This is a genomic window from Microbacterium sp. NPDC088619 (genome assembly GCF_044752825.1).
GTDB lineage: Bacteria > Actinomycetota > Actinomycetes > Actinomycetales > Microbacteriaceae > Microbacterium.
This window is the reverse complement of record NZ_JBIVLZ010000001.1, coordinates 1,763,387-1,781,296: the sequence shown is the minus strand read 5'-3', so window position 1 is coordinate 1,781,296 and position 17,910 is coordinate 1,763,387. Positions and strand designations below refer to the sequence as shown.

At 66.9% G+C, this 17,910-nt stretch carries 19 protein-coding genes and 3 tRNA genes; 9 read left to right on the top strand and 13 right to left on the bottom strand.

Going from position 1 to position 17,910, the window contains the following annotated elements:
• Positions 1-295: 295 nt before the first annotated feature.
• The 7 genes from ACIP5T_RS08805 to ACIP5T_RS08775 all read left to right on the top strand — a co-directional run bounded on the left by ACIP5T_RS08805 (position 296) and on the right by ACIP5T_RS08775 (position 5,748).
• A complete protein-coding gene (locus tag ACIP5T_RS08805; RefSeq protein ID WP_400864683.1) occupies positions 296-1,426 on the top strand; it encodes a low temperature requirement protein A in 1,131 nt (376 codons plus the stop codon).
• Positions 1,427-1,515: 89 nt separating this feature from the next.
• On the top strand, positions 1,516-2,490 hold the full coding sequence (locus ACIP5T_RS08800; RefSeq protein ID WP_400862381.1) for an intradiol ring-cleavage dioxygenase: 975 nt from the start codon (positions 1,516-1,518) through the stop codon (positions 2,488-2,490).
• Positions 2,491-2,528: 38 nt separating this feature from the next.
• A complete protein-coding gene (locus ACIP5T_RS08795; protein WP_400862379.1) occupies positions 2,529-2,771 on the top strand; it encodes a twin-arginine translocase TatA/TatE family subunit in 243 nt (80 codons plus the stop codon).
• Positions 2,772-2,774: 3 nt separating this feature from the next.
• Positions 2,775-3,578, top strand: coding sequence for a twin-arginine translocase subunit TatC (gene tatC, locus ACIP5T_RS08790; protein ID WP_400862378.1), 804 nt, complete (start codon positions 2,775-2,777; stop codon positions 3,576-3,578).
• Positions 3,579-3,580: 2 nt separating this feature from the next.
• Positions 3,581-4,006: a twin-arginine translocase TatA/TatE family subunit gene (locus tag ACIP5T_RS08785; protein WP_400862376.1), complete on the top strand. Its 426-nt coding sequence runs from the start codon at positions 3,581-3,583 to the stop codon at positions 4,004-4,006.
• 197 nt (positions 4,007-4,203) lie between these two features.
• A complete protein-coding gene (locus ACIP5T_RS08780; protein ID WP_400862374.1) occupies positions 4,204-4,482 on the top strand; it encodes a hypothetical protein in 279 nt (92 codons plus the stop codon).
• Positions 4,483-4,629: 147 nt separating this feature from the next.
• Positions 4,630-5,748, top strand: coding sequence for a fatty acid desaturase family protein (locus ACIP5T_RS08775; protein ID WP_400864680.1), 1,119 nt, complete (start codon positions 4,630-4,632; stop codon positions 5,746-5,748).
• Positions 5,749-5,818: 70 nt separating this feature from the next.
• Here the strand turns inward: ACIP5T_RS08775 and ACIP5T_RS08770 are convergent, their stop codons facing one another.
• The 6 genes from ACIP5T_RS08770 to ACIP5T_RS08745 all read right to left on the bottom strand — a co-directional run bounded on the left by ACIP5T_RS08770 (position 5,819) and on the right by ACIP5T_RS08745 (position 11,726).
• Entirely contained in the window at positions 5,819-6,442 is a 624-nt protein-coding gene (locus ACIP5T_RS08770; RefSeq protein WP_400862373.1) for a response regulator, read from the bottom strand.
• The gene (locus ACIP5T_RS08765) at positions 6,439-7,659 is read right to left on the bottom strand and encodes a sensor histidine kinase (RefSeq protein WP_400862372.1); all 1,221 of its coding nucleotides are present in this window, start codon (positions 7,657-7,659) and stop codon (positions 6,439-6,441) included. The genes ACIP5T_RS08770 and ACIP5T_RS08765 overlap by 4 nt, the downstream gene beginning before the upstream one ends.
• A 94-nt stretch (positions 7,660-7,753) precedes the next feature.
• Positions 7,754-8,587, bottom strand: a complete 834-nt coding sequence (locus ACIP5T_RS08760) for an ABC transporter permease (RefSeq protein WP_400862371.1) — start codon at positions 8,585-8,587, stop codon at positions 7,754-7,756.
• Positions 8,584-9,489, bottom strand: coding sequence for an ABC transporter ATP-binding protein (locus ACIP5T_RS08755; RefSeq protein ID WP_400862369.1), 906 nt, complete (start codon positions 9,487-9,489; stop codon positions 8,584-8,586). Before ACIP5T_RS08755 ends, ACIP5T_RS08760 begins: the two co-directional genes overlap by 4 nt.
• Positions 9,490-9,635: 146 nt before the next feature.
• Entirely contained in the window at positions 9,636-11,054 is a 1,419-nt protein-coding gene (locus tag ACIP5T_RS08750; RefSeq protein ID WP_400862367.1) for a cell division initiation protein, read from the bottom strand.
• Positions 11,055-11,222: 168 nt separating this feature from the next.
• Entirely contained in the window at positions 11,223-11,726 is a 504-nt protein-coding gene (locus ACIP5T_RS08745) for a hypothetical protein (protein WP_400862365.1), read from the bottom strand.
• Positions 11,727-11,797: 71 nt separating this feature from the next.
• Between ACIP5T_RS08745 and ACIP5T_RS08740 the strand changes: the two genes are divergently transcribed.
• Positions 11,798-12,532: a DUF2071 domain-containing protein gene (locus ACIP5T_RS08740; RefSeq protein ID WP_400862363.1), complete on the top strand. Its 735-nt coding sequence runs from the start codon at positions 11,798-11,800 to the stop codon at positions 12,530-12,532.
• Here ACIP5T_RS08740 and ACIP5T_RS08735 read toward each other — a convergent pair.
• The 5 genes from ACIP5T_RS08735 to ACIP5T_RS08715 form a co-directional block, all read right to left on the bottom strand.
• The gene (locus ACIP5T_RS08735; RefSeq protein ID WP_400862361.1) at positions 12,513-13,433 is read right to left on the bottom strand and encodes an AEC family transporter; all 921 of its coding nucleotides are present in this window, start codon (positions 13,431-13,433) and stop codon (positions 12,513-12,515) included. The two genes, ACIP5T_RS08740 and ACIP5T_RS08735, sit on opposite strands and share 20 nt — an antisense overlap.
• 314 nt (positions 13,434-13,747) lie before the next feature.
• Positions 13,748-14,371 carry a GntR family transcriptional regulator gene (locus ACIP5T_RS08730; protein ID WP_400862359.1) on the bottom strand — a complete coding sequence of 208 codons (624 nt, stop codon included), beginning with the start codon at positions 14,369-14,371 and terminating at the stop codon, positions 13,748-13,750.
• Between the two features lie 328 nt (positions 14,372-14,699).
• Positions 14,700-14,772: transfer RNA gene (locus tag ACIP5T_RS08725), tRNA-Phe, on the bottom strand.
• Positions 14,773-14,842: 70 nt separating this feature from the next.
• Positions 14,843-14,916: transfer RNA gene (locus ACIP5T_RS08720), tRNA-Asp, on the bottom strand.
• Between the two features lie 29 nt (positions 14,917-14,945).
• Positions 14,946-15,018 (bottom strand) — tRNA-Glu (locus tag ACIP5T_RS08715).
• 210 nt (positions 15,019-15,228) lie between these two features.
• Between ACIP5T_RS08715 and ACIP5T_RS08710 the strand changes: the two genes are divergently transcribed.
• The gene (locus ACIP5T_RS08710; RefSeq protein WP_400862357.1) at positions 15,229-16,599 is read left to right on the top strand and encodes a peptidoglycan DD-metalloendopeptidase family protein; all 1,371 of its coding nucleotides are present in this window, start codon (positions 15,229-15,231) and stop codon (positions 16,597-16,599) included.
• Between the two features lie 73 nt (positions 16,600-16,672).
• On the opposite strand, the gene ACIP5T_RS08705 is transcribed toward ACIP5T_RS08710, so the two are convergent.
• Both ACIP5T_RS08705 and ACIP5T_RS08700 read right to left on the bottom strand, forming a co-directional pair.
• Positions 16,673-17,164: an inorganic diphosphatase gene (locus ACIP5T_RS08705; protein WP_053098719.1), complete on the bottom strand. Its 492-nt coding sequence runs from the start codon at positions 17,162-17,164 to the stop codon at positions 16,673-16,675.
• Positions 17,165-17,216: 52 nt separating this feature from the next.
• Positions 17,217-17,888 carry a TMEM175 family protein gene (locus ACIP5T_RS08700; RefSeq protein ID WP_400862355.1) on the bottom strand — a complete coding sequence of 224 codons (672 nt, stop codon included), beginning with the start codon at positions 17,886-17,888 and terminating at the stop codon, positions 17,217-17,219.
• Between the last annotated feature and the right edge of the window lie 22 nt (positions 17,889-17,910).

Genomic DNA, 17,910 nt, shown 5'->3' with positions numbered 1-17,910 from the left:
CCCAGATATTCCCCAGACCACGGACCCCACGTCCATGGCATCGTCTGCGTCCCGACCCCTCGGGTCCTGCTGCATCCGTGATCCCAAATCACGAGTTGCGGTCACCGTCCCACACGGTGGTGCTGGCAGCAGGCACTGCAGACTTCGTTCACTCTAGCGGAACCGAACGTTCAGCGGAAGATAATTCACCCGAGTGGATCAACCTATATTCCAGAACACGCGCGCTGGTGGTGAGCGGCGCCGATATTCTGACCGCGTGACCACCGCCTCAGCGCCCCGATTCCATCTCAGCCGCATGCTGCCCAGGGATCCGGCGCAACCCCATCGCACCGCCAGCACGCTCGAGCTGTTCTTCGATCTCGTCTTCGTGGTCGCGGTGAGCATCGCCTCGGCCCAACTGCACCATGCGCTGAGCCACGGCGACTTCGTCCACGGCATCACCTCTTACCTGCTGGTGTTCTTCGCCGTGTGGTGGGCGTGGATGAACTTCACCTGGTTCGCCACGTCCTTCGACACCGACGACTGGCTCTATCGCGTCACGACGATCATCCAGATGGGTGGCGTGCTCGTGCTGGCGGCCGGGATCCCCGCGGCGTTCGAGCACGGAGACTTCACCCTTCCGGTGATCGGCTACATCGTGATGCGCCTCGCGATGATCGGGCAATGGCTGCGCGCATCACGTGGGGCGGGGGAGCTGAAGGCCGCGACTCGTCGCTACGCCTTCGGTATCGCCGGCGTGCAGGTGCTGTGGGTGCTGTTCCTCTTCATCCCCTCAGGGACGCTGCAGCTCGTGGCGTTCGTGGCATTCGCCCTCGTCGAGGTCAGTGTGCCGGTGTTCGCCGAGCGCCGCGGGCAGACGCCGTGGCATCCGCACCACATCACCGAGCGTTACGGTCTCTTCACGCTCATCGTGCTCGGCGAGAGCCTCCTCGCCTCGGCCAACGCGATCATCGAAGCGAAGAACGAGCTCGACTCCTTCGTGCCGCTCATCGCGATCTCGGTCCTGACGCTGGTCGTCACCGCTTCGCTGTGGTGGATCTACTTCTGGCCGCCGCATCACCGGGCGATCACGACGCTCGGCCGCACGCTCCGCTACGGGTACTCGCATTATTTCGTCTTCGCCGCGGCCGCCGCGTTCTCGGCCGGAATCGAGGTCGAGCTCGACGTCCTGACCGGCGAGAGCCATCTCACCCACGCTGTCGCGTCGCTCACGGTGGCCGTCCCCATCGCGCTCTTCCTGCTCGGCATCTGGTGGATCGCGATCCGCGAGCACGCCGACAGAGTGGTGAACACGGTCATCCCACTCGGGGCTGTGGTGGTGTTGCTTGACCCGATCCTGCCGATCCCGGTGGCGATCACGGCCGCCGTCCTCGTCGTGATCGTGGTCGTGCTCGTCCTGCACCCGCCCGTCCGCCGGGAGTCATAGTCTTCGCATAGACGAGACATAGCTCGCTGATCGGGCCCTCCGTGACCATGGGTACATCGACACCCATCCACGCCGAGAGGAGCACGATCATGAGCCGCATCCCCGAACCCGTCCAGACCCCTGAGGGCCCGACCTGCGAGGGCCGACTGCTCGACCGCGCCGACGAGGAGGTCGTCGATCAGGGGGCGGCGTTCGACATCCGCACCCTGGTGACCCGTCGCGGTGTCCTCGGTCTCGCCGGACTCGGGGTGGGTGCGCTGGTCCTCGCCGCATGCGCGCCGTCGGAGAGCACCACGTCGAGCACGAGCGACTCGACGGCGACGACCGGCACGGGTGGCTCGTCCGGATCGACGGCCACGACAGCGACGGACGAGATCCCGGATGAGACCGCAGGACCGTACCCTGGCGACGGCTCGAACGGGCCGGATGTCCTCGAGGAGTCCGGCATCGTGCGTCAGGACATCACGACCTCGATCGACGGCTCGGCGACCGCAGACGGCATCCCCCTGACCTTCGAGCTGCAGGTCGTGGATCTCGCGAATGGCAGCGTCCCTTTCGAGGGAGTCGCGGTCTATGCGTGGCACTGCACAGCGGAGGGCGAATACTCGATGTACTCGTCAGGCCTCGAGGACGTCACCTACCTCCGAGGAGTGCAGGTGGCGGATGCCGACGGCAAGGTCTCGTTCACGTCGATCTTCCCCGGTTGCTACTCCGGCCGCTGGCCGCACATCCACTTCGAGGTCTATCCGGACGTCGAGTCGATCACCGACGCGGCGAACGCCATCGCCACCTCCCAGCTCGCGCTGCCGGAGGACGTCTGCGCCAGCGTCTACGCGGACTCGCGCTACCCGGGGTCCACGCAGAACCTCTCGCAGACGAGCCTCTCCGCAGACAACGTCTTCGGCGACGACTCCGGTGCGCTTCAGCTGGCCACGGTCACCGGTGACGTCGGCAGCGGGTACTCCGCGGCGCTCGTGGTTGGCATCGACACGACCACGACTCCGAGCGCGGGCACCGCCCCGTCCGGCGGCCCGGGCGGCGGCGGCGAGCCGCCGTCCGACTGAACGCGAACCGCGCACCCCATATAAGAGAGAAGGAAGACATGCTTCAGAACCTCACAGGGTGGCACGCCCTGATCATCCTCGCGATCGTCGTCCTCATCTTCGGCGCCGCGAAGCTCCCCGCCCTCGCCAGGAGCGTCGGGCAGTCCATGCGCATCCTCAGATCCGAGGTCGCCGAGACCTCGGGCGACGCGTGGGCGGATCCGGCAGCGGGCGTCCGCGACCATGCCGAAGCGCGCGAGTCCGCCGACATCCCCCGCCCCGTCCCACGGGCCGCGGAGTAGAACGTGTCCGCGCTCGTCGCTGACGCCGTCGGGGCGAGCCCATCGCCCGCTCCGACCAGGATGCCGCTGTCGTCGCACCTGCGGGAGGCGCGCACGCGCGCGTTCCGTGCGGTGGTCGCCCTCCTGGTCGGGGTGGTCGCCGGCTACCTCCTGTCGAACCAGATCCTCGAAATCGTGCGAGCGCCGATCACCGCTCTCGCCGAGTCGCGAGACGCGAGTCTGAACTACGACAGCATCACCGGGGCCTTCGACCTCAAGCTCAAGATCGCGCTCTTCGCGGGTGTCGCTCTGTCGAGTCCCGTCTGGTTGTACGAGCTGTTCGCCTTCCTCGCCCCTGGCCTCAACACGCGGGAGAAGAAGTACACGTTCGGGTTCGTCGCAGCATCCGTCCCCCTGTTCGTCGGCGGATGCCTGATGGGTTTCCTCGTCTTCCCCCACATGGTCGAACTGCTCGCGAGCTTCGCCTCGACCGAAGACAGCACCCTGCTGCAGGCGTCGTACTACGTCGATTTCATCCTCAAGATCGTGCTGGCGACCGGTGTGGCGTTCGTCCTTCCCGTGTTCCTCGTGATGCTGAATCTGCTCGGCGTCGTCCCGGCCGGAGCGATCGCGCGGAGCTGGCGGATCACCGTCGTCGCCATCGTGCTGTTCAGCGCGATCGTGACCCCGGCGGCCGACGTGCTGTCGATGTTCCTGATCGCGGTTCCCATGACCGTGCTGTTCCTGGTGGCTCTGCTCATCGCCTGGCTCCACGACCGCAGAGAACACCGCAGGGCGGCCGCGACCCTCGCCGCGACGGAGGGATGACGATGTTCGGACTCACCATCGAGAAGCTGTTCCTGATGGCGCTGATCGCGGCGGTGATCATCGGTCCTCGACGGCTGCCGGAGTACGCGGGCCGTCTCGGCGCGCTGGTCCGCAGGGTCACCCTGCTCGCGGGCGATGCGGCGCGGCGAGCCGAGCAGGAGGCCGGAGTGACGAGCATTCGCCAGGAGTGGACCGCGCTGGATCCTCGGCAGTACGACCCGCGGCGGATCATCCGCGACGCCTGGGCGGCGGGGGAGAGCGCGGAGTCGAGGGAGCGGATGCCGATCGACGCCGCGGATGGCGCGACGGCAAATACCGAAGATGAGACGCAGTCCGAGTCCGAGCCCGAGCCCGAGCCCGAGCGCGCGTGGATCATGGGGGGATCGTCAGGCCACCCTCGCCGTATGTGGGTCCCGGCTCACAGCTGAATCGGGCGTCCGGGATGCCGACCTGCTAGACTGATCGAGCACCGTGTGTTCTGGCCCTATCTAGGCCGTCCACGGAGCCACTGACAGGGCCATTCCGGACCACGTGCATCGATGCGCGCGGCATCCGCCCTCGATCTCACATCTTGCGGGTCGCGATATCGCGCGCCCGTCACACAGCAATGAGTATGACCATGAGCATGACCACTTTTCCTCCTTCCGACCCGTTGACCTGGAAACAGGCCGACGCAGACGTGCATGTCGCGACCCGATCCGGCGAGTTCGCCGGTTTCGTAGAGTTCGACGGCGCGACCCATCTCGCCCGCGATCAGCGCGGGACCGAGCTCGGCGCCTTCGACTCCCTCGACGACGCGCGCGAGGCTCTCGAGGCCGCGAGTGCCCCGACGCGTCGCGCGCGCACCTTCACGTTCACCCTTCCGCGTGCGCTGAGAAGGCGCCCACGGCGGGCCCGCGCCTGACCGTTTCATTCACAGGACCTGTGAATCGTCAAGGGGTGCCGATGTATTCCCCACGGCGCATGTGCGGGGGGTTAGGTTGAGTTAAGCGTTGGGCGATCTGCCTTGGGCTTACCACAGCTCAAGGGCTCCAATCGACGGGAGAGCAACATCTCCATTTCACAGGTCGAAAAGACCGCAGCCACGCTCGGACCAGTACGCCAGACGTATTCCGGGAACGCAGACATCCCCCCGATGACGCACGCCTACAAGCAGGTGTCGCAGGTCGTCCGGGAGACCGGCCTCCTGCAGCGCGCCGGGTGGTTCTACATCTTCGTCGCCGCCGGCCTCGCCGTCGCCCTCGGCGGACTCGTCACCGGCTTCATCCTGCTCGGCGACAGCTGGTTCCAGCTGCTGATCGCCGCCGGGCTCGGCCTCGTCCTCACGCAGGTGGCGTTCCTCGCCCATGAGGCCGCGCACCGCCAGATCCTCACTTCCGGTCCGGCGAACTTCCGCCTCGCTCGTATCCTGGCCGCCGGCGTCGTCGGCATCAGCTACTCGTGGTGGGACTCGAAGCACACCAAGCACCACGGAAACCCGAACCAGGTCGGAAAGGATCCCGACATCGAGGTCGACACGATCTCGTTCCTCGAGACGGATGCGGCGCAGTCGCGCGGCATCGTCCGCCTGATCACGCGCAAGCAGGGATGGCTGTTCTTCCCGCTGCTGACGCTTGAAGGGCTCAACCTGCACTACCTCGGCGTCAAGCACCTGGTGACGAGCAAGAAGGCCAAGGGCCGCTGGATCGAGCTGGGCCTGATCGCCCTCCGGTTCGCGATCGTGCTGATCCCGGTCTTCCTGATGCTCCCGCTCGGCATGGCATTCGCCTTCATGGGCGTGCAGCTCGCCGTCTTCGGCGTCTACATGGGGGCGTCGTTCGCCCCGAACCACAAGGGAATGCCGATCATCGACCCGAACGCCCGCCTCGACTTCTTCTCGAAGCAGGTGCGCACCTCGCGCAACATCCGCGGCGGATGGTGGGCCACCTGGCTCATGGGCGGTCTCAACTACCAGGTGGAGCACCACCTGTTCCCGAACATGCCGCGCCCGCACCTCTCCAAGGCTCGCGAGATCGTCCGCGACTACTGCGTCTCGAACGACGTGCCGTACACCGAGACGAGCCTCCTGCGCTCGTACGCGATCGTCATCGAATACCTCAACCGGGTCGGACTGGCCGCCGGTGCCGATCCGTTCGACTGCCCCGCAGCCACGCAGTTCGTGCGCGCGTAACACGCCTCGACGTCGATTCGAACGGCCCTCATCCCTCGGGATGGGGGCCGTTCGCGTTCTCCGTCATCCGCTACAGCAGCCCGAGTTCCAGCGCGAGGGTCACGGCACGCGTGCGGTCGGAAACCTCGAGCTTCTCGAAGACGTGGATCAGATGGGTCTTCACCGTGGCCTCGCCGATGAACAGCTCTCGAGCGATCTCCGGGTTGCTGCGACCTGCCGCGACGAGGCGGAGCACCTCGCGTTCCCGCGGGCTCAGCTGTGGCCTTGACGGTCGGTCGCCGCGCATCCGCGTGACGAGCGTGGCGGCGATCGTCGGGGCGAGAACCGTATGGCCTTCTGCGACCGCGCGGATCCCGGCGACGATCTCCTCCTGCGGGGCAGCCTTGAGGAGGTACCCGCTCGCGCCCGCCTCGATCGCACCGAGGATGTCGTCGTCGGTCTCGTAGGTCGTGAGCACGAGCACGTGCACGCCGGGCAGCTCGGCTGCGATGCGCGACGTCGCCTCGATTCCTGAGGTTCCGGGCATCCGGAGATCCATCAGCACGACATCGGGGCGCAGGCGAGCGGCCAGGTCGAACGCCTCGGCGCCGTTCGCCGCCTGCCCGACGATCTCGAGCCCCGGATCGAGAGCGAGGAGCCCCACGATGCCGGAGCGTACGATCGGGTGGTCGTCGGCGACGATGACGCGGATCATGGCGTCGTCTCCTTCGCGACCACGGTCGCGCCTACGGCCGGGGCGCCAGCCTCGGCGCGCATCGGGATGCGCACGGTCAGGTCGGTGCCGTTCTCCGCCCCGTCGGCGACGGTCAGGGTTCCGCCGACGAGGGCGACCCGCTCCCGCATTCCCGCAAGACCGAATCCGCGGTCGTCGTCGATCGACACTCCTCGGAGTCCGCGGCCGTCGTCGCGGATGCGGAGCTCGGCGGCATCGGCGATCAGGAGCGTGACGCTGGTGGACGCAGCGCCGGAATGCTTGCGCACGTTCGCGAGTCCTTCCTGAGCGCAGCGGAGCAGGACGACCTGCACGTCTCGCGCCAGCGCGGCATCCGATGCCGACACGTCGACGCGCAGGCCGGTCTCCCTCGCGAATCGCTCGCCGAGGCGGCGGAGCGCATCGCCGAGCGAACCGGCGGACGGCGCGGTCGAGGTCACGGCCACGAGAGCCCTGGCCTCGACGAGCGCCTCCCGTGCCGCACTCTCGATCAGCTCGATCGCGGCGGGAGAACCGTCGAGACGCGCACGCTCGGCCAGCATGACGATGCTCGCCAGGCTCTGCGCGATCGTGTCGTGGACGTCGCGAGCGAGACGAGCCCGCTCCTCGATGGCGCCGGCCTCTCGACTGGCCGTCTCGAGGCCCGCCTGAGCGGCGGTCAGATCGGCCAGCAGATGCTGTCGCTCGACACCCCACTCGGCGATGCGGGTGATCCAGAGGCCGAGCGCGAGACTGAACGCCGTCGACAGCCCGGAAGAGACGAAACCGGTGCTGAGCGCATCGGCGCTGAAGCCACCCCAATACCCGTAGGCGAGGCCGAGCACGACGCCGTTGCCCACCGTGACCAGCACGGCCTGAAGGGTCGAGCGTGACGTCATCCAGATCAGCGGAAGCACCAGGGTCTGCAGCAGCAGCATGTTCGGCTCGATCGCGACACCCGCTGCGAGAAGCGAGACCATTCCGACCTGCAGCAGCGCCGAGACAGCCGGTGCAGGATCTTCGACCCCCTCGTGGATACCCACGTAGCGCCTGGCGCCGAATGCGTAGAGGAGGAAGACGCCGAGGGTGATGGCGACGAGCACCCATCGCGATCCGGCGAAGCTCTGCGGGAGGCCGAGGGAGAGTCCGGCCACCGTGAGCAGCAGTGCCGTCGCGGCGATGTCCCACCCCAGACGCTCTCGGCGGATCACGCGGCTCATGCCCACCACTCTTCCATCGTTCCGCGCGCCCCGATGCACGGCCCGACGCCGTGACGACGTCGGACCGGGCGTCGGGGCGTCACGGATGCCGGCGTCATCCGCTCTGTCGGATCCAACGGAAGGTCGCACGACTGAGGATGAAGCCGGCGACGAGCCAGATCGCCAGCATGATCGCGACGAGACCGAGGTTCCACTCGCCGCCCGGTTCTGCGGCTTTGAACGAGTCGGGCAGGATCGCGGCGCGCATCCCCTGCGCGATCCACTTGAGCGGGAACACGGCGGCGACGTTCTGCAGCCACTCGGGGAGGGCCGAGAAGGCGATGTAGACGCCTGAGATGAACTGCAGCAGCAGGACGACCGGGATCACCACCGCTGATGCCGTCTTGCCTGAACGGGGGAGCGCCGACAGGGCGATGCCGAGCAGCGTGCACGAGAGCAGACCGAGCACGAACACCCATGCGAACAGCCCCCACGACTCGGCATCCGAGGGCAGCTGCACCTTGTAGAGCACGACCGCGACGGTGAGGAGCAGTGCCATCTGCAGGATCGCCGTAACGAAGACCTCGCCGATCTTGCCGAGGAAGTACGTGGCGGGCGAGATCGGGGTGCTTCCGAGTCGCTTCAGCGTTCCGTCGCTCTTCTCCACGGCGATCTCGATCGACAGACCCTGCACTCCCGAGAGGAAGATGCCGCCCGCGATGAGTCCTGGGAGGTAATAGGTCGCCATGCTGACCTTGTCGGCACCCTCGCCGACATCGCCGGTGAAGATGGTCGCGAAGATCAGATACATCACGGTGGGGAACAGGAACGTGAAGAAGACCTGATCTCCCGCGCGGAAGTACTGTCGCAGCTCGAAGCCGATGCGGCGCACGCCCAGCCGGATCGTGCGGGGGAGTCCGAAGCGCGTGGGTGCGGTCGCGGTGCTCATGCGGGCTCCTTGAGGTCGGTGCGGCTGTCGTGTGTCGTGGGGTCGCCGAGGGCGTCGGCGTCGTGCTGCCTGATCAGGCCGAGATAGATGTCCTCGAGGGTCGGACGCACGACCTCCAGGGTGTCGGGCTCGCCGGCCGTTCGATGCAGCTCGGCGACGAAAGCTCCGGGGATCGCCGTCCGCTGCTCATGACGTGTGCCCGCCGCATCCCGCCAGCGGACCACCGGCGTGCGTGCGTCGGGACCGCCGATCTCGTCGATCGGTCCGATCGCGGCGATCCGCCCCGCGGCGATGACCGCGGCGCGGTCGCCGAGCTGAGCCGCCTCATCGAGATAGTGGGTGGTCAACAGGATGCTGGTCCCCTCCGCTTTGAGCGAGCGGATGAGATCCCAGAACTGGTGTCTGGCCTCGGGATCGAAGCCCGTGGTCGGTTCGTCGAGGAACAGCATCTCCGGTCGACCGATGATTCCCAGTGCGACATCGAGTCGGCGCTGCTGGCCGCCGGACAGCTTCCCTGCGCGGGAGCGCTGCTTCTGCTCGAGGCCCACCGCTGCGATCACCTCGTCGATGTCGCGAGGGTGCGGGTAGTACCCGGCGAATTCGGTGAGGAGTTCACGCACGGTGAAGTTCCCCGCCTCGCCCGTCGACTGCAGCACGATACCCAGACGTGCCTTCCAGTCCAGACGGCCATGCTGCGGGTCGACGCCGAGCACGCGCACGTCCCCGGACGTGCGGTGGCGGTACCCCTCGAGGATCTCGATGGTCGTCGATTTTCCCGCACCGTTCGGGCCGAGCAGAGCGAACGTCTCGCCCCGGCGGATGTCGAAGCTGATGCCGTCGACCGCGGAGAACCCACCGTAGTCCTTGCGGAGATCCTGTACTTCGATCACGCTGTCTGTCATGTACCCCAGCGTGCCCGCAGACGAGCTCGCGCGGTAGCCGTGAAGCGGCGGACTCGGACATCCACCGATCGGTGGATGGCACCGAACACAGAACAGGGGCGCGAGCGGATCACCCGCCCACGCCCCTGTTCGTCATGAGGTCGAGGTCAGCGTGAGGCCTTCTCGTCGGTCTCGACGACCTCGATGGTGATCTTGCCGTCGATGGTCTCGGCGTCGTCATCGAGGAGCTCATCGTCGAGGGCCTCGTCTCCGCGGAACTCCTCGACGGGCTCTGCGGTCTCGTCCTGTTCGTCTTCGACGATCTCGGCCTCGAACGTGTCGACGTCGTCGTCAGCGTCCGCCACCGTGGAGACGGCGTCGCCCGTCTGCTGATCGCTGAAAATGCCCTCCGGGCGGATCAGCTCGCGCACCTCCGCCATGAAGCTGGCGAGCTGCTGCTGCTGCCAGCGCAGCTGACGCGCCTGGTCCTCGGCATCCCGCAGCACCGCGGAGGTGTGACCCGTCACCGAGTCGACGATCTTCTGCGACTTCACGCGCGCACGGTCGAGCGTGTCGCGGGCTCGCACCTGGGCATCCGCTTCGATGGTCTGCGCCTGCGAGCGCATCAGCCGCTCGTAGTCGTCGGCCTTCGCCGAGATGCGCTGTGCGTGATCGAGCGAGGCGGCGACCTGTTCGTTCGCGTCGGTGGTGATGCGCTCGGCGTGCGCGACAGCCTGGTTGTGCAGCACGAGGAACTCCTGCTGAGCGTCGTCCTGGCGTCGGGTGAGGGTCTCCTCGAACTCGAGGACGCGGGCGTTCATCTCGCGCACCTCGCGCTCCGCCTCGGCGCGCAGCTGCGTCGTCTCGCGAGTGACGAGGGAGCGGAGCGCCGCAGCGCCCTTCTCTGCCTCGGTGCGGATGGCGGTGGCCTCCTGCGTCGCCTGGTGCACCCGCTCGGCGGCGTGCGCGGCTTCGCGCTCGAGCGTCGCCTGGTGCGCGGTGTACTCCGTGTCGATCTTCAGGCGCACCTGGTCGGCGTCGTGCTGAGCGTGAGCGATGATGCGGGTGACGTCGGCGTCGGCCTCGGCACGCTGCGTGGTGACCTCTTCGCGAGCCGCGGCCATCAGGCGGTCTGCCTGCACGGCGGCGTTCTGGATGAGCACGTTCGCCTGCTCTTCGGCCACGCGGAGGATCGCCTCGAACTGCTCGCGCGACGGTGCCTCCTGGCCGTCCGCACGCGGGGTGTCGACGAGCTCGTTGGTCAGGGTGGCGACCTGCTGCTCGGTCTCGGCGGCCTTCGCCTTGGTGGCGAGAAGTTCGGCTTCGAGTTCTTCACGGGCGATGCGCTCTTCTTCACGGAGCGCCTCGACGGCGTCTTCGTGGCGCGCCTCGGTGGCCGCGAGGTCGGCCTTCGCCTGCTGCAGCTGGTTGCGCAGCGCGCTGAGAGCCGAGTCGACCTCGCCCTTGTCATAGCCGCGGAACGAGGCGGTGAAGCCGGACTGCTCGCGCGGGTTCTCGCGAGGCGTCTCTTCGATCAGCTTGTCGAAGAAGTCGGGAGTCCGGTCGTTTTCTGGAGATTCACTCATGGGTCGGCCTTTCCGGCGCAGGTCACAGAGGGACTGAGGGCTGTGATGAGAAATGATGCCGTCGCGAGGCCGGCTGTGGTGGGACCGGTGCGTCATCAGCAATACCACAGCCTAGTTGCGGCGGCTGTGAGATGCACCCGATGTTCCGGCACGCCACGTGCTGCCGCTCTACTCCGGCACCCATACTCCGGTCGCCGTGTCGCGCCGGTGGTGGATCGGCCGTCCGGGGGAGACCGCGATGCCCTCGGCGCGCGCGGCGGTGGAGACGGCGGCACGCAGGTCTGCCCAGAACTCCGAGGTGTTCGGCACGCCCAGGTGCTCGCGGACCCTCTCGACCTCCAGCCGGACTCCGTCCTCATCGTCGACGAGACGCACGATCGCGTCGTCCTGCTCGATGAATCGGATGCCGTAGCCGCCGCCCCCGAGACGGGCGAACTTGCGCGGCTGCTGCAGCACGACGCCGTCGACGACCTCTCGCGCCGTCGCTTCGGACGTATGCAGCACCAGCGTCGTGCCCAGTTCGGCGAGGATGCCGGTGAGGCGGTCGGTCGCGTAGCGCCGCCCTGCTCTTCCTCCGGCTGCGTCGGTCGAGCGGCGTATCCACCGGGGGAGGAAGATCGCCAGCACGATGATCGCGCCGATCACGGCCACGTAGATGAGCGGGTTGTCCACGGATACAACCTACGGGGAGAGGCGGACGCGCACCGCTTGGAGTAATTTAGCTACAGTGCTAGATTCGCAACATGACGATCATCCGCGATGTGCACGCGCAGCTCCGCCGACGCCTTCTGATCACCTACCGGGTCGACCCGGCGGTGGCGGCATCGCTGCTGCCGGAAGGGTTCCGGCCCCAGGTCGTCGACGGGTCTGCGGTCGCCGGCGTGTGCGTGCTGGGCCTCGAATCGATTCGACCGAGCTGGTTGCAGCGCCGATGGGGCCTCCGTTCGGAGAACGCCGCCCACCGGATCGCCGTCGAGTGGGACAGCCCCGGCGGCGTCGAGCGCGGTGTCTTCATCTTCGAACGGCACAGCTCGGCATGGCATCCGGTGCTGTTCGGCGGACGCCTGTTCCCCGGGGTGCATCGCAGAGCGCAATTCACGATCCGTGAATCAGGAGACCGCTACGCACTCACGATGGAAGCGGGAGAGCACAGTCTCACCGCCGATGTGGAGGTGGGAGGCGCGTGGTCGAGCTCCCTCTTCGCCTCGATCGACGAGGCATCGGACTTCTATCGGGCCGGTCGGGTCGGCTGGTCGTACGCGCCCTCCCGGCGAGCGGTCGAGTCGGTCGCGCTCACAACCGGCGCGTGGAGCGTGGAAGGTGCACGCCTGAATCACCTCCGATCGTCGTTCTTCGAGGCGCTTCCGCCTGGTTCGACGGCATTCGACAGCGTCGTCGTGATGCGAGACCTCCCGTTGACCCTGTCTGCAGTCGGAGACCGCAGGGGTGCCGAGCTGCTCAGCCCAGCAGGAACATGATGAGGATCAGCACGGGGAGGCAACCGAGCGTGGTCAGGAACACGGTGTCACGCGAGATGGTCTCGCCGATGTCATAGCGCTGCGAGTAGTTGAAGACGTTCTGAGCGGTCGGAAGGGCAGCGAGGATGACGACGATCAGCACCTCGGCCGACGACAGCCCGAAGACGAACTCGGCCACGACCCAGGCGATCAGAGGCATCGCGATGAGCTTGAGCGACGTCGCGAAGATGATGTCGCGGCGGTGTCCGGGGGCTCCGAGCACGCGCTGGCCGTGCAGTGAGATGCCATAGCTGATCAGCAGTACCGGCACGGCCGCGTCGGCGATCAGCTGCGCGGGCTCCATGACGATGGGCGGAACCGTGATGCCAAGTACCGAGACGAGGGTTCCGAGGAGCGAGGCGATGATGATCGGGTTCGTCGCGGTGCGCACGAGGGTCTTGCGCAGTGAGACCCGGTCGCTCGTGACGGCATCGAGGATCGTCAGCGAGACCGGCGTGAAGATCAGCAGCTGCATGAGCACCACGGGTGCGGGGTAGGCGGCGCTGCCGAGCAGGTAGAGCGACAGGGGGATGCCGATGTTGTTCGAGTTGACCTGACCGGCTGAGAGGGCGCCGATCAGCGTCTCGCCGACGGAACGCTTCCACCACAGTCGCGCCACCAGAGCGTAGATCGCGATGATCGCGACCGCCGCTATGGCCGAGACGGGGAGCAGCGAGGAGAAGAGCATCTTCGCATCGGCGTGGGCGAGCACGGTGAAGAGCAGGAACGGCGAGAGCACGAAGAAGATCAGGCGACCGAGCACGTGCCGCGCATGGGGCCCGAGCAGATCGATCCGGCCCAGCACGTAGCCGAGCGCGATCGCGACTCCCACGACCGCGAATCCGGTGAACGTCTCGAGCATGGTTCGAGCGTATCCAGCCTGGAGCCACCCGTCGTCACCGGCGGCGCGAGTGCGAGATCTCGGCATAGCAGGTCGAGCGTCGCGGCGTCAACGGTCGGGCCCCGATCAGCGTCAGCGTCCGCCTCGCCAATACGCTGGCAACACGACGAGCCGCATTCTGCTGCTCTCCGTCGGTCGAACCAGACGTGCCCTCGAGTCTCTCGGTCTTGAGCGCCCACTGGGGGGTGGGTGCGCTTGCGGACCTTCTCATCGGCTGATCCGGTCCCCCCGTTCGGGCGCGGGGGACCGGAACCAACTCCTCGGAGTCGATCCCGCTACTTCAGGCGGAGCATCCTCTGCACGGCCTTGACGCCGGCGTTCGCGCTGCGGGCGCGCATCGCGGACTCGAGCTCCTCGAGGGACTCCCTCGTGTTCACTCGCGGCTCACCGAGGTAGAGATCGCGGAACACCAGATACCAGAAGTCGCTCAGCATCAATCGGTAGAGATCGTTCAGTGCACGGTCGGTCAGGAATTCGAAGAGCTCGACATGGGCCTCGATCCATCCCTCGCCGGACTCGACCGACTCGATGGCCTCCCCGATCAGCTCGCAGGCGATGGCGAGGTCGGCCTCCGACAGTGCGAGTGCCGCCTCGCGGATGATCTCTCCACCCTGAGACGCGGCGAACTCGCGGGTGATGCGGGAGCGTTCATCGGTGATGTCGGTGACCATCGAGTAGCGATTCGCGTGGACTTCCATCAACCCCGCGCGTGCGAGACGCTGCACGGCCTCTCTGACCGGAGTGCGGGTGACACCCAGGTCATCGGCGATCGCCTTGTCGCTCAGCTTCGCGCCGGGCGCATAGGTTCCGTCAGCGATCGACGTCGCCAGACGACGGAAGAGCTCTTCGGCTCCCAGGTTCCGCTGAGCCCCAGGCGCAACGGGAAGGTCAGGTCCCATATCGATATATTACTTCGCATACGTCGGGGGAGATTTTCGCCGGAGAGGGCAGTGAGTGCGTGTTTTTCTGCGTCCGCCGCATTCGCCGGACGCATCGAACCGATCGTCACGCTCGGGTCGAGGAGGACCCGCGGCTGATGCGCCGGTTGTGGAGGCGGGCCTCGCCGCATCAGCGTGCGGGCCGGATGCGCGGGCGCGAGTTCTGCTCGTTCAGGGCCCGGGCCGGGGGAGCGGATCGGAAACCGACGCTGCACCCGGGAAAAAGCGGAAACCCCCGCCATGTAGAAGCTAGGCGAGGGTTCCTAAGGTGACTGTAATGATCACCCTGTGGCTCCGACGGGCGTCGATCCCGTGACCTCACGATTTTCAGTCGTGCGCTCTACCAACTGAGCTACAGAGCCATGCGACTGGCGAAACCTGCCGCATCTAGACGAAAGGCCTTTCTCGAAGAGAAAGGCCCGTCGCTTAGAGCGACCCTGACGGGACTTGAACCCGCGACCTCCGCCGTGACAGGGCGGCACGCTAACCAACTGCGCTACAGGGCCATACTTGTTTTCAATTGTACCGGAAGGAGTGACCCCAACGGGATTCGAACCCGTGCTACCGCCGTGAAAGGGCGGCGTCCTAGGCCGCTAAACGATGGGGCCGAAGTCTGTCCCGGAGGACTTCCTTGCCGACGCTCAAGCATAAGGGAAGATCTGAGCAAAACGCGAATCGAGGGCGAGCCTGCTGTCCCCCGGGCGTGTTCAGGAGGACGATGGACTCGAATCACTGTGCCGTCTCGTGCTGTCCGCGCCTGGTGCGGATGTGAAAGAAGTTGTTAGTGTGGCATTTGTGAAACCGGCGGAAGGGGCCGCGTGAACGACAAGGACTCGACGACGGACGCTGCTGCTGCGGCATCCGACGACTGCGGCTGCGCGCCGACGCCCGCGGAGAGCCGTGCGTTCTGGAAGGGCCGTTCCGTCACCCGTCGCAACGCGCTCACCCTCGGCGCTCTCAGCGTCGTCGCGCTCAGCGCTTTCGGCGTCTCCTCCGGCGTGACCGCCGCGTACGCGGCGACGTATCCCAGCTGGGATGACGTGCAGAACGCCATGAACAATGAGTCCGCGAAAGCGGGAGAGGTCACCCGCATCGAGGGGCTCATCCAGTCCCTCAAGCAGCGGGTGGCAGACGCGCAGGCTAAAGCCGTCCTCGCCGGCGAGGAGTACAACGCCGCTCAGCTGGCGTACTTCGACGCCATCGCGGTCGCCGATGAGCTTCAGTCGAAGGCGGACGAGCAGGCGCTCGTCGCCGATGACGCGACGAAGAAGGCCGCTCAGCTCGCCGCGCAGCTGTATCGCAACGGAGGCGACGACACCGCCCTCGAACTGTTCTTCGCCGGCTCGGCAGACAACGCCGACCAGCTGCTCTCTCGTCTCGGCACGATGGACAAGGTCTATCAGTACAACCAGACCGTGCACGACAACGCTGTCGCCGCACGCAACTCTGCACAGGCGCTGACCGACCAGGCCGTGGTCGCCCGCACCGAGCGCGACCGCCTGCAGCAGGTCGCCGAGCAGAAGATGATCGAGGCCCAGGCCGCAGCCGATGCCGCTCAGGCGGCACTCGACGAGCAGTCGGCCAACCTCGCGACGATGCAGGCGCAGCTCGCCGCCCTGAAGGACGCCACCGCGACGACCGTGGCCGGCTACCAGGAAGGCGTGCGCGTCGCGGAAGAGGAGCGCAAGCGCCGCGAAGCGGCCGAGGCTGCTGCTGCTGCCGCAGGCAATGGCGGTGGAGGCGGCGGCGGAGGCGGTGGCGTCGGAGGATCACCCGGGTCGGGTGGCTGGGTGCGACCGCACGGCGGCTACCGGAGCGCCGGATTCGGCTCTCGACCCAAGCCCTGTGCTGCCTGCTCGGGCTACCACTACGGCGTCGACCTCGCGAACGGCTGCGGTGCGGCGATCTACGCGGCGCAGTCCGGCACCGTCGACTACGCCGGCCCTCGTGGCAACTACGGCAACTACATCCGCATCCAGCACGGCGGCGGAGTCGCTTCCGGCTACGCGCACATCAGGGACGGCGGGTTCGCGGTCCGCAGCGGTGCATGGGTGAACTCCGGTCAGGTCATCGCATACGCGGGCAACACCGGAGCATCCGTCGGCTGCCACCTGCATTTCGAGGTGTACATCAACGGCGCGTACACCAACCCGATCACCTTCCTCGCAGATCGCGGCGTCTCTGTCTGACACCCGCATCGGCAACGAAGAAGACCCCCGGATCCGCACAGCGGCCGGGGGTCTTCTTCGTCGATGCGAGGGGTCAGTGACCCTGCTCGCCGAAACGGACGATCGCCTCGTCGAGGATGCGCTGCGCCTCTGCGGCGTCGCCCCACGCGTCGACCTTGACCCACTTGTTGGGCTCGAGGTCCTTGTAGTGCTCGAAGAAGTGCTCGATCTCCTTCTTGGTGTACTCGGCCACATCGCCGATGTCCTGGATGTGCGCCCAGCGAGGGTCCTTCGACAGGACGGCGACGAGCTTGTCGTCTCCGCCGGCCTCGTCGCTCATCTTGAGCACCGCGACCGGGCGCACCTCGACGACGACGCCGGGGTAGATGGCGTGGTCGAGAAGCACGAGCACGTCGAGCGGGTCGCCGTCCTCGCCGAGGGTGTTGTCGAAGTAGCCGTAGTCGGCGGGGTACCCGAAGGTCGTGTAGAGCACGCGGTCGAGGTGGACTCGTCCGGTCTCGTGGTCGACCTCGTACTTCACGCGGCTGCCGCGCGGGATCTCGATGACGGCGTCGTGTGCGCCCATGCGTGTGCTCCTCAGGAAAAGTTCGGTTGGATGCCGCCGACCAGCCTACCTTTCAGTGATCGGAGCCATCGCGCGCATCGTTCAGGCCACGCCCTCGCCGGCCTCGGGTGGTGGCGTGATTCAGCAGGCGTTCGAGAGGGCTGGACAGGATGACGAGCAGCAGAGCCCCATAGCCGATCGGGTGCACCCACGCCGCAATCGGGAGAGCGATCAGGAACAGGACGATCGCCGCGACGTCTCCGAGGACACCACGCCGCAGCACATCGGAGGGGAGGTCGGTGAGAGCAGGATGCCGTCGGAGGTAGAGCTTCGCTGCGAGTGTCGTCACCTGGGTGAGGATCAACGTCCCGATGTAGACCGCCGTCTGCAGGGGGTCCTCATCCATCTGGCCGAGCATGGCGGTAGGCACAGGGAGCCACACGATCGTGACCATCCAGGCGATGTTGATCCACAACAGCCCACCCGTCATGCCCTTCACCCCGGCGTACAGCCGATGATGCTCGAGCCAGAACGACGCGATCAGAACGAAGCTCAGGGCGAAGCTCAGGAGCTGTCCGTGGTGCTCCTCGAGGAATTCAGCCGTGCTCAGGTCGGCGGCACCTGCGTCCGACACCGATTCGAGCAACGGCAGGATGAGAAGAGTCATCGCGATCGCGACGACCGCGTCGACGAAGGTCGTGAACCGTTCGGTGCTGTACTGCTGCCCGCCCAATCGATCTGCCACGGCGCCAGGTTAGGGCCATCAC

Coding starts and splice junctions, on each gene's coding strand:
- ACIP5T_RS08755 (WP_400862369.1), bottom strand. CDS start 9,489: ATGACAGACAGCGTGATCGAAGTACAGGATCTCCGCAAGGACTACGGT.
- ACIP5T_RS08795 (WP_400862379.1), top strand. CDS start 2,529: ATGCTTCAGAACCTCACAGGGTGGCACGCCCTGATCATCCTCGCGATC.
- ACIP5T_RS08780 (WP_400862374.1), top strand. CDS start 4,204: ATGACCACTTTTCCTCCTTCCGACCCGTTGACCTGGAAACAGGCCGAC.
- ACIP5T_RS08750 (WP_400862367.1), bottom strand. CDS start 11,054: ATGAGTGAATCTCCAGAAAACGACCGGACTCCCGACTTCTTCGACAAG.
- ACIP5T_RS08730 (WP_400862359.1), bottom strand. CDS start 14,371: ATGGGACCTGACCTTCCCGTTGCGCCTGGGGCTCAGCGGAACCTGGGA.
- ACIP5T_RS08705 (WP_053098719.1), bottom strand. CDS start 17,164: ATGGGCGCACACGACGCCGTCATCGAGATCCCGCGCGGCAGCCGCGTG.
- ACIP5T_RS08770 (WP_400862373.1), bottom strand. CDS start 6,442: ATGATCCGCGTCATCGTCGCCGACGACCACCCGATCGTACGCTCCGGC.
- ACIP5T_RS08740 (WP_400862363.1), top strand. CDS start 11,798: ATGACGATCATCCGCGATGTGCACGCGCAGCTCCGCCGACGCCTTCTG.
- ACIP5T_RS08785 (WP_400862376.1), top strand. CDS start 3,581: ATGTTCGGACTCACCATCGAGAAGCTGTTCCTGATGGCGCTGATCGCG.
- ACIP5T_RS08760 (WP_400862371.1), bottom strand. CDS start 8,587: ATGAGCACCGCGACCGCACCCACGCGCTTCGGACTCCCCCGCACGATC.
- ACIP5T_RS08805 (WP_400864683.1), top strand. CDS start 296: ATGCTGCCCAGGGATCCGGCGCAACCCCATCGCACCGCCAGCACGCTC.
- ACIP5T_RS08765 (WP_400862372.1), bottom strand. CDS start 7,659: ATGAGCCGCGTGATCCGCCGAGAGCGTCTGGGGTGGGACATCGCCGCG.
- ACIP5T_RS08800 (WP_400862381.1), top strand. CDS start 1,516: ATGAGCCGCATCCCCGAACCCGTCCAGACCCCTGAGGGCCCGACCTGC.
- ACIP5T_RS08735 (WP_400862361.1), bottom strand. CDS start 13,433: ATGCTCGAGACGTTCACCGGATTCGCGGTCGTGGGAGTCGCGATCGCG.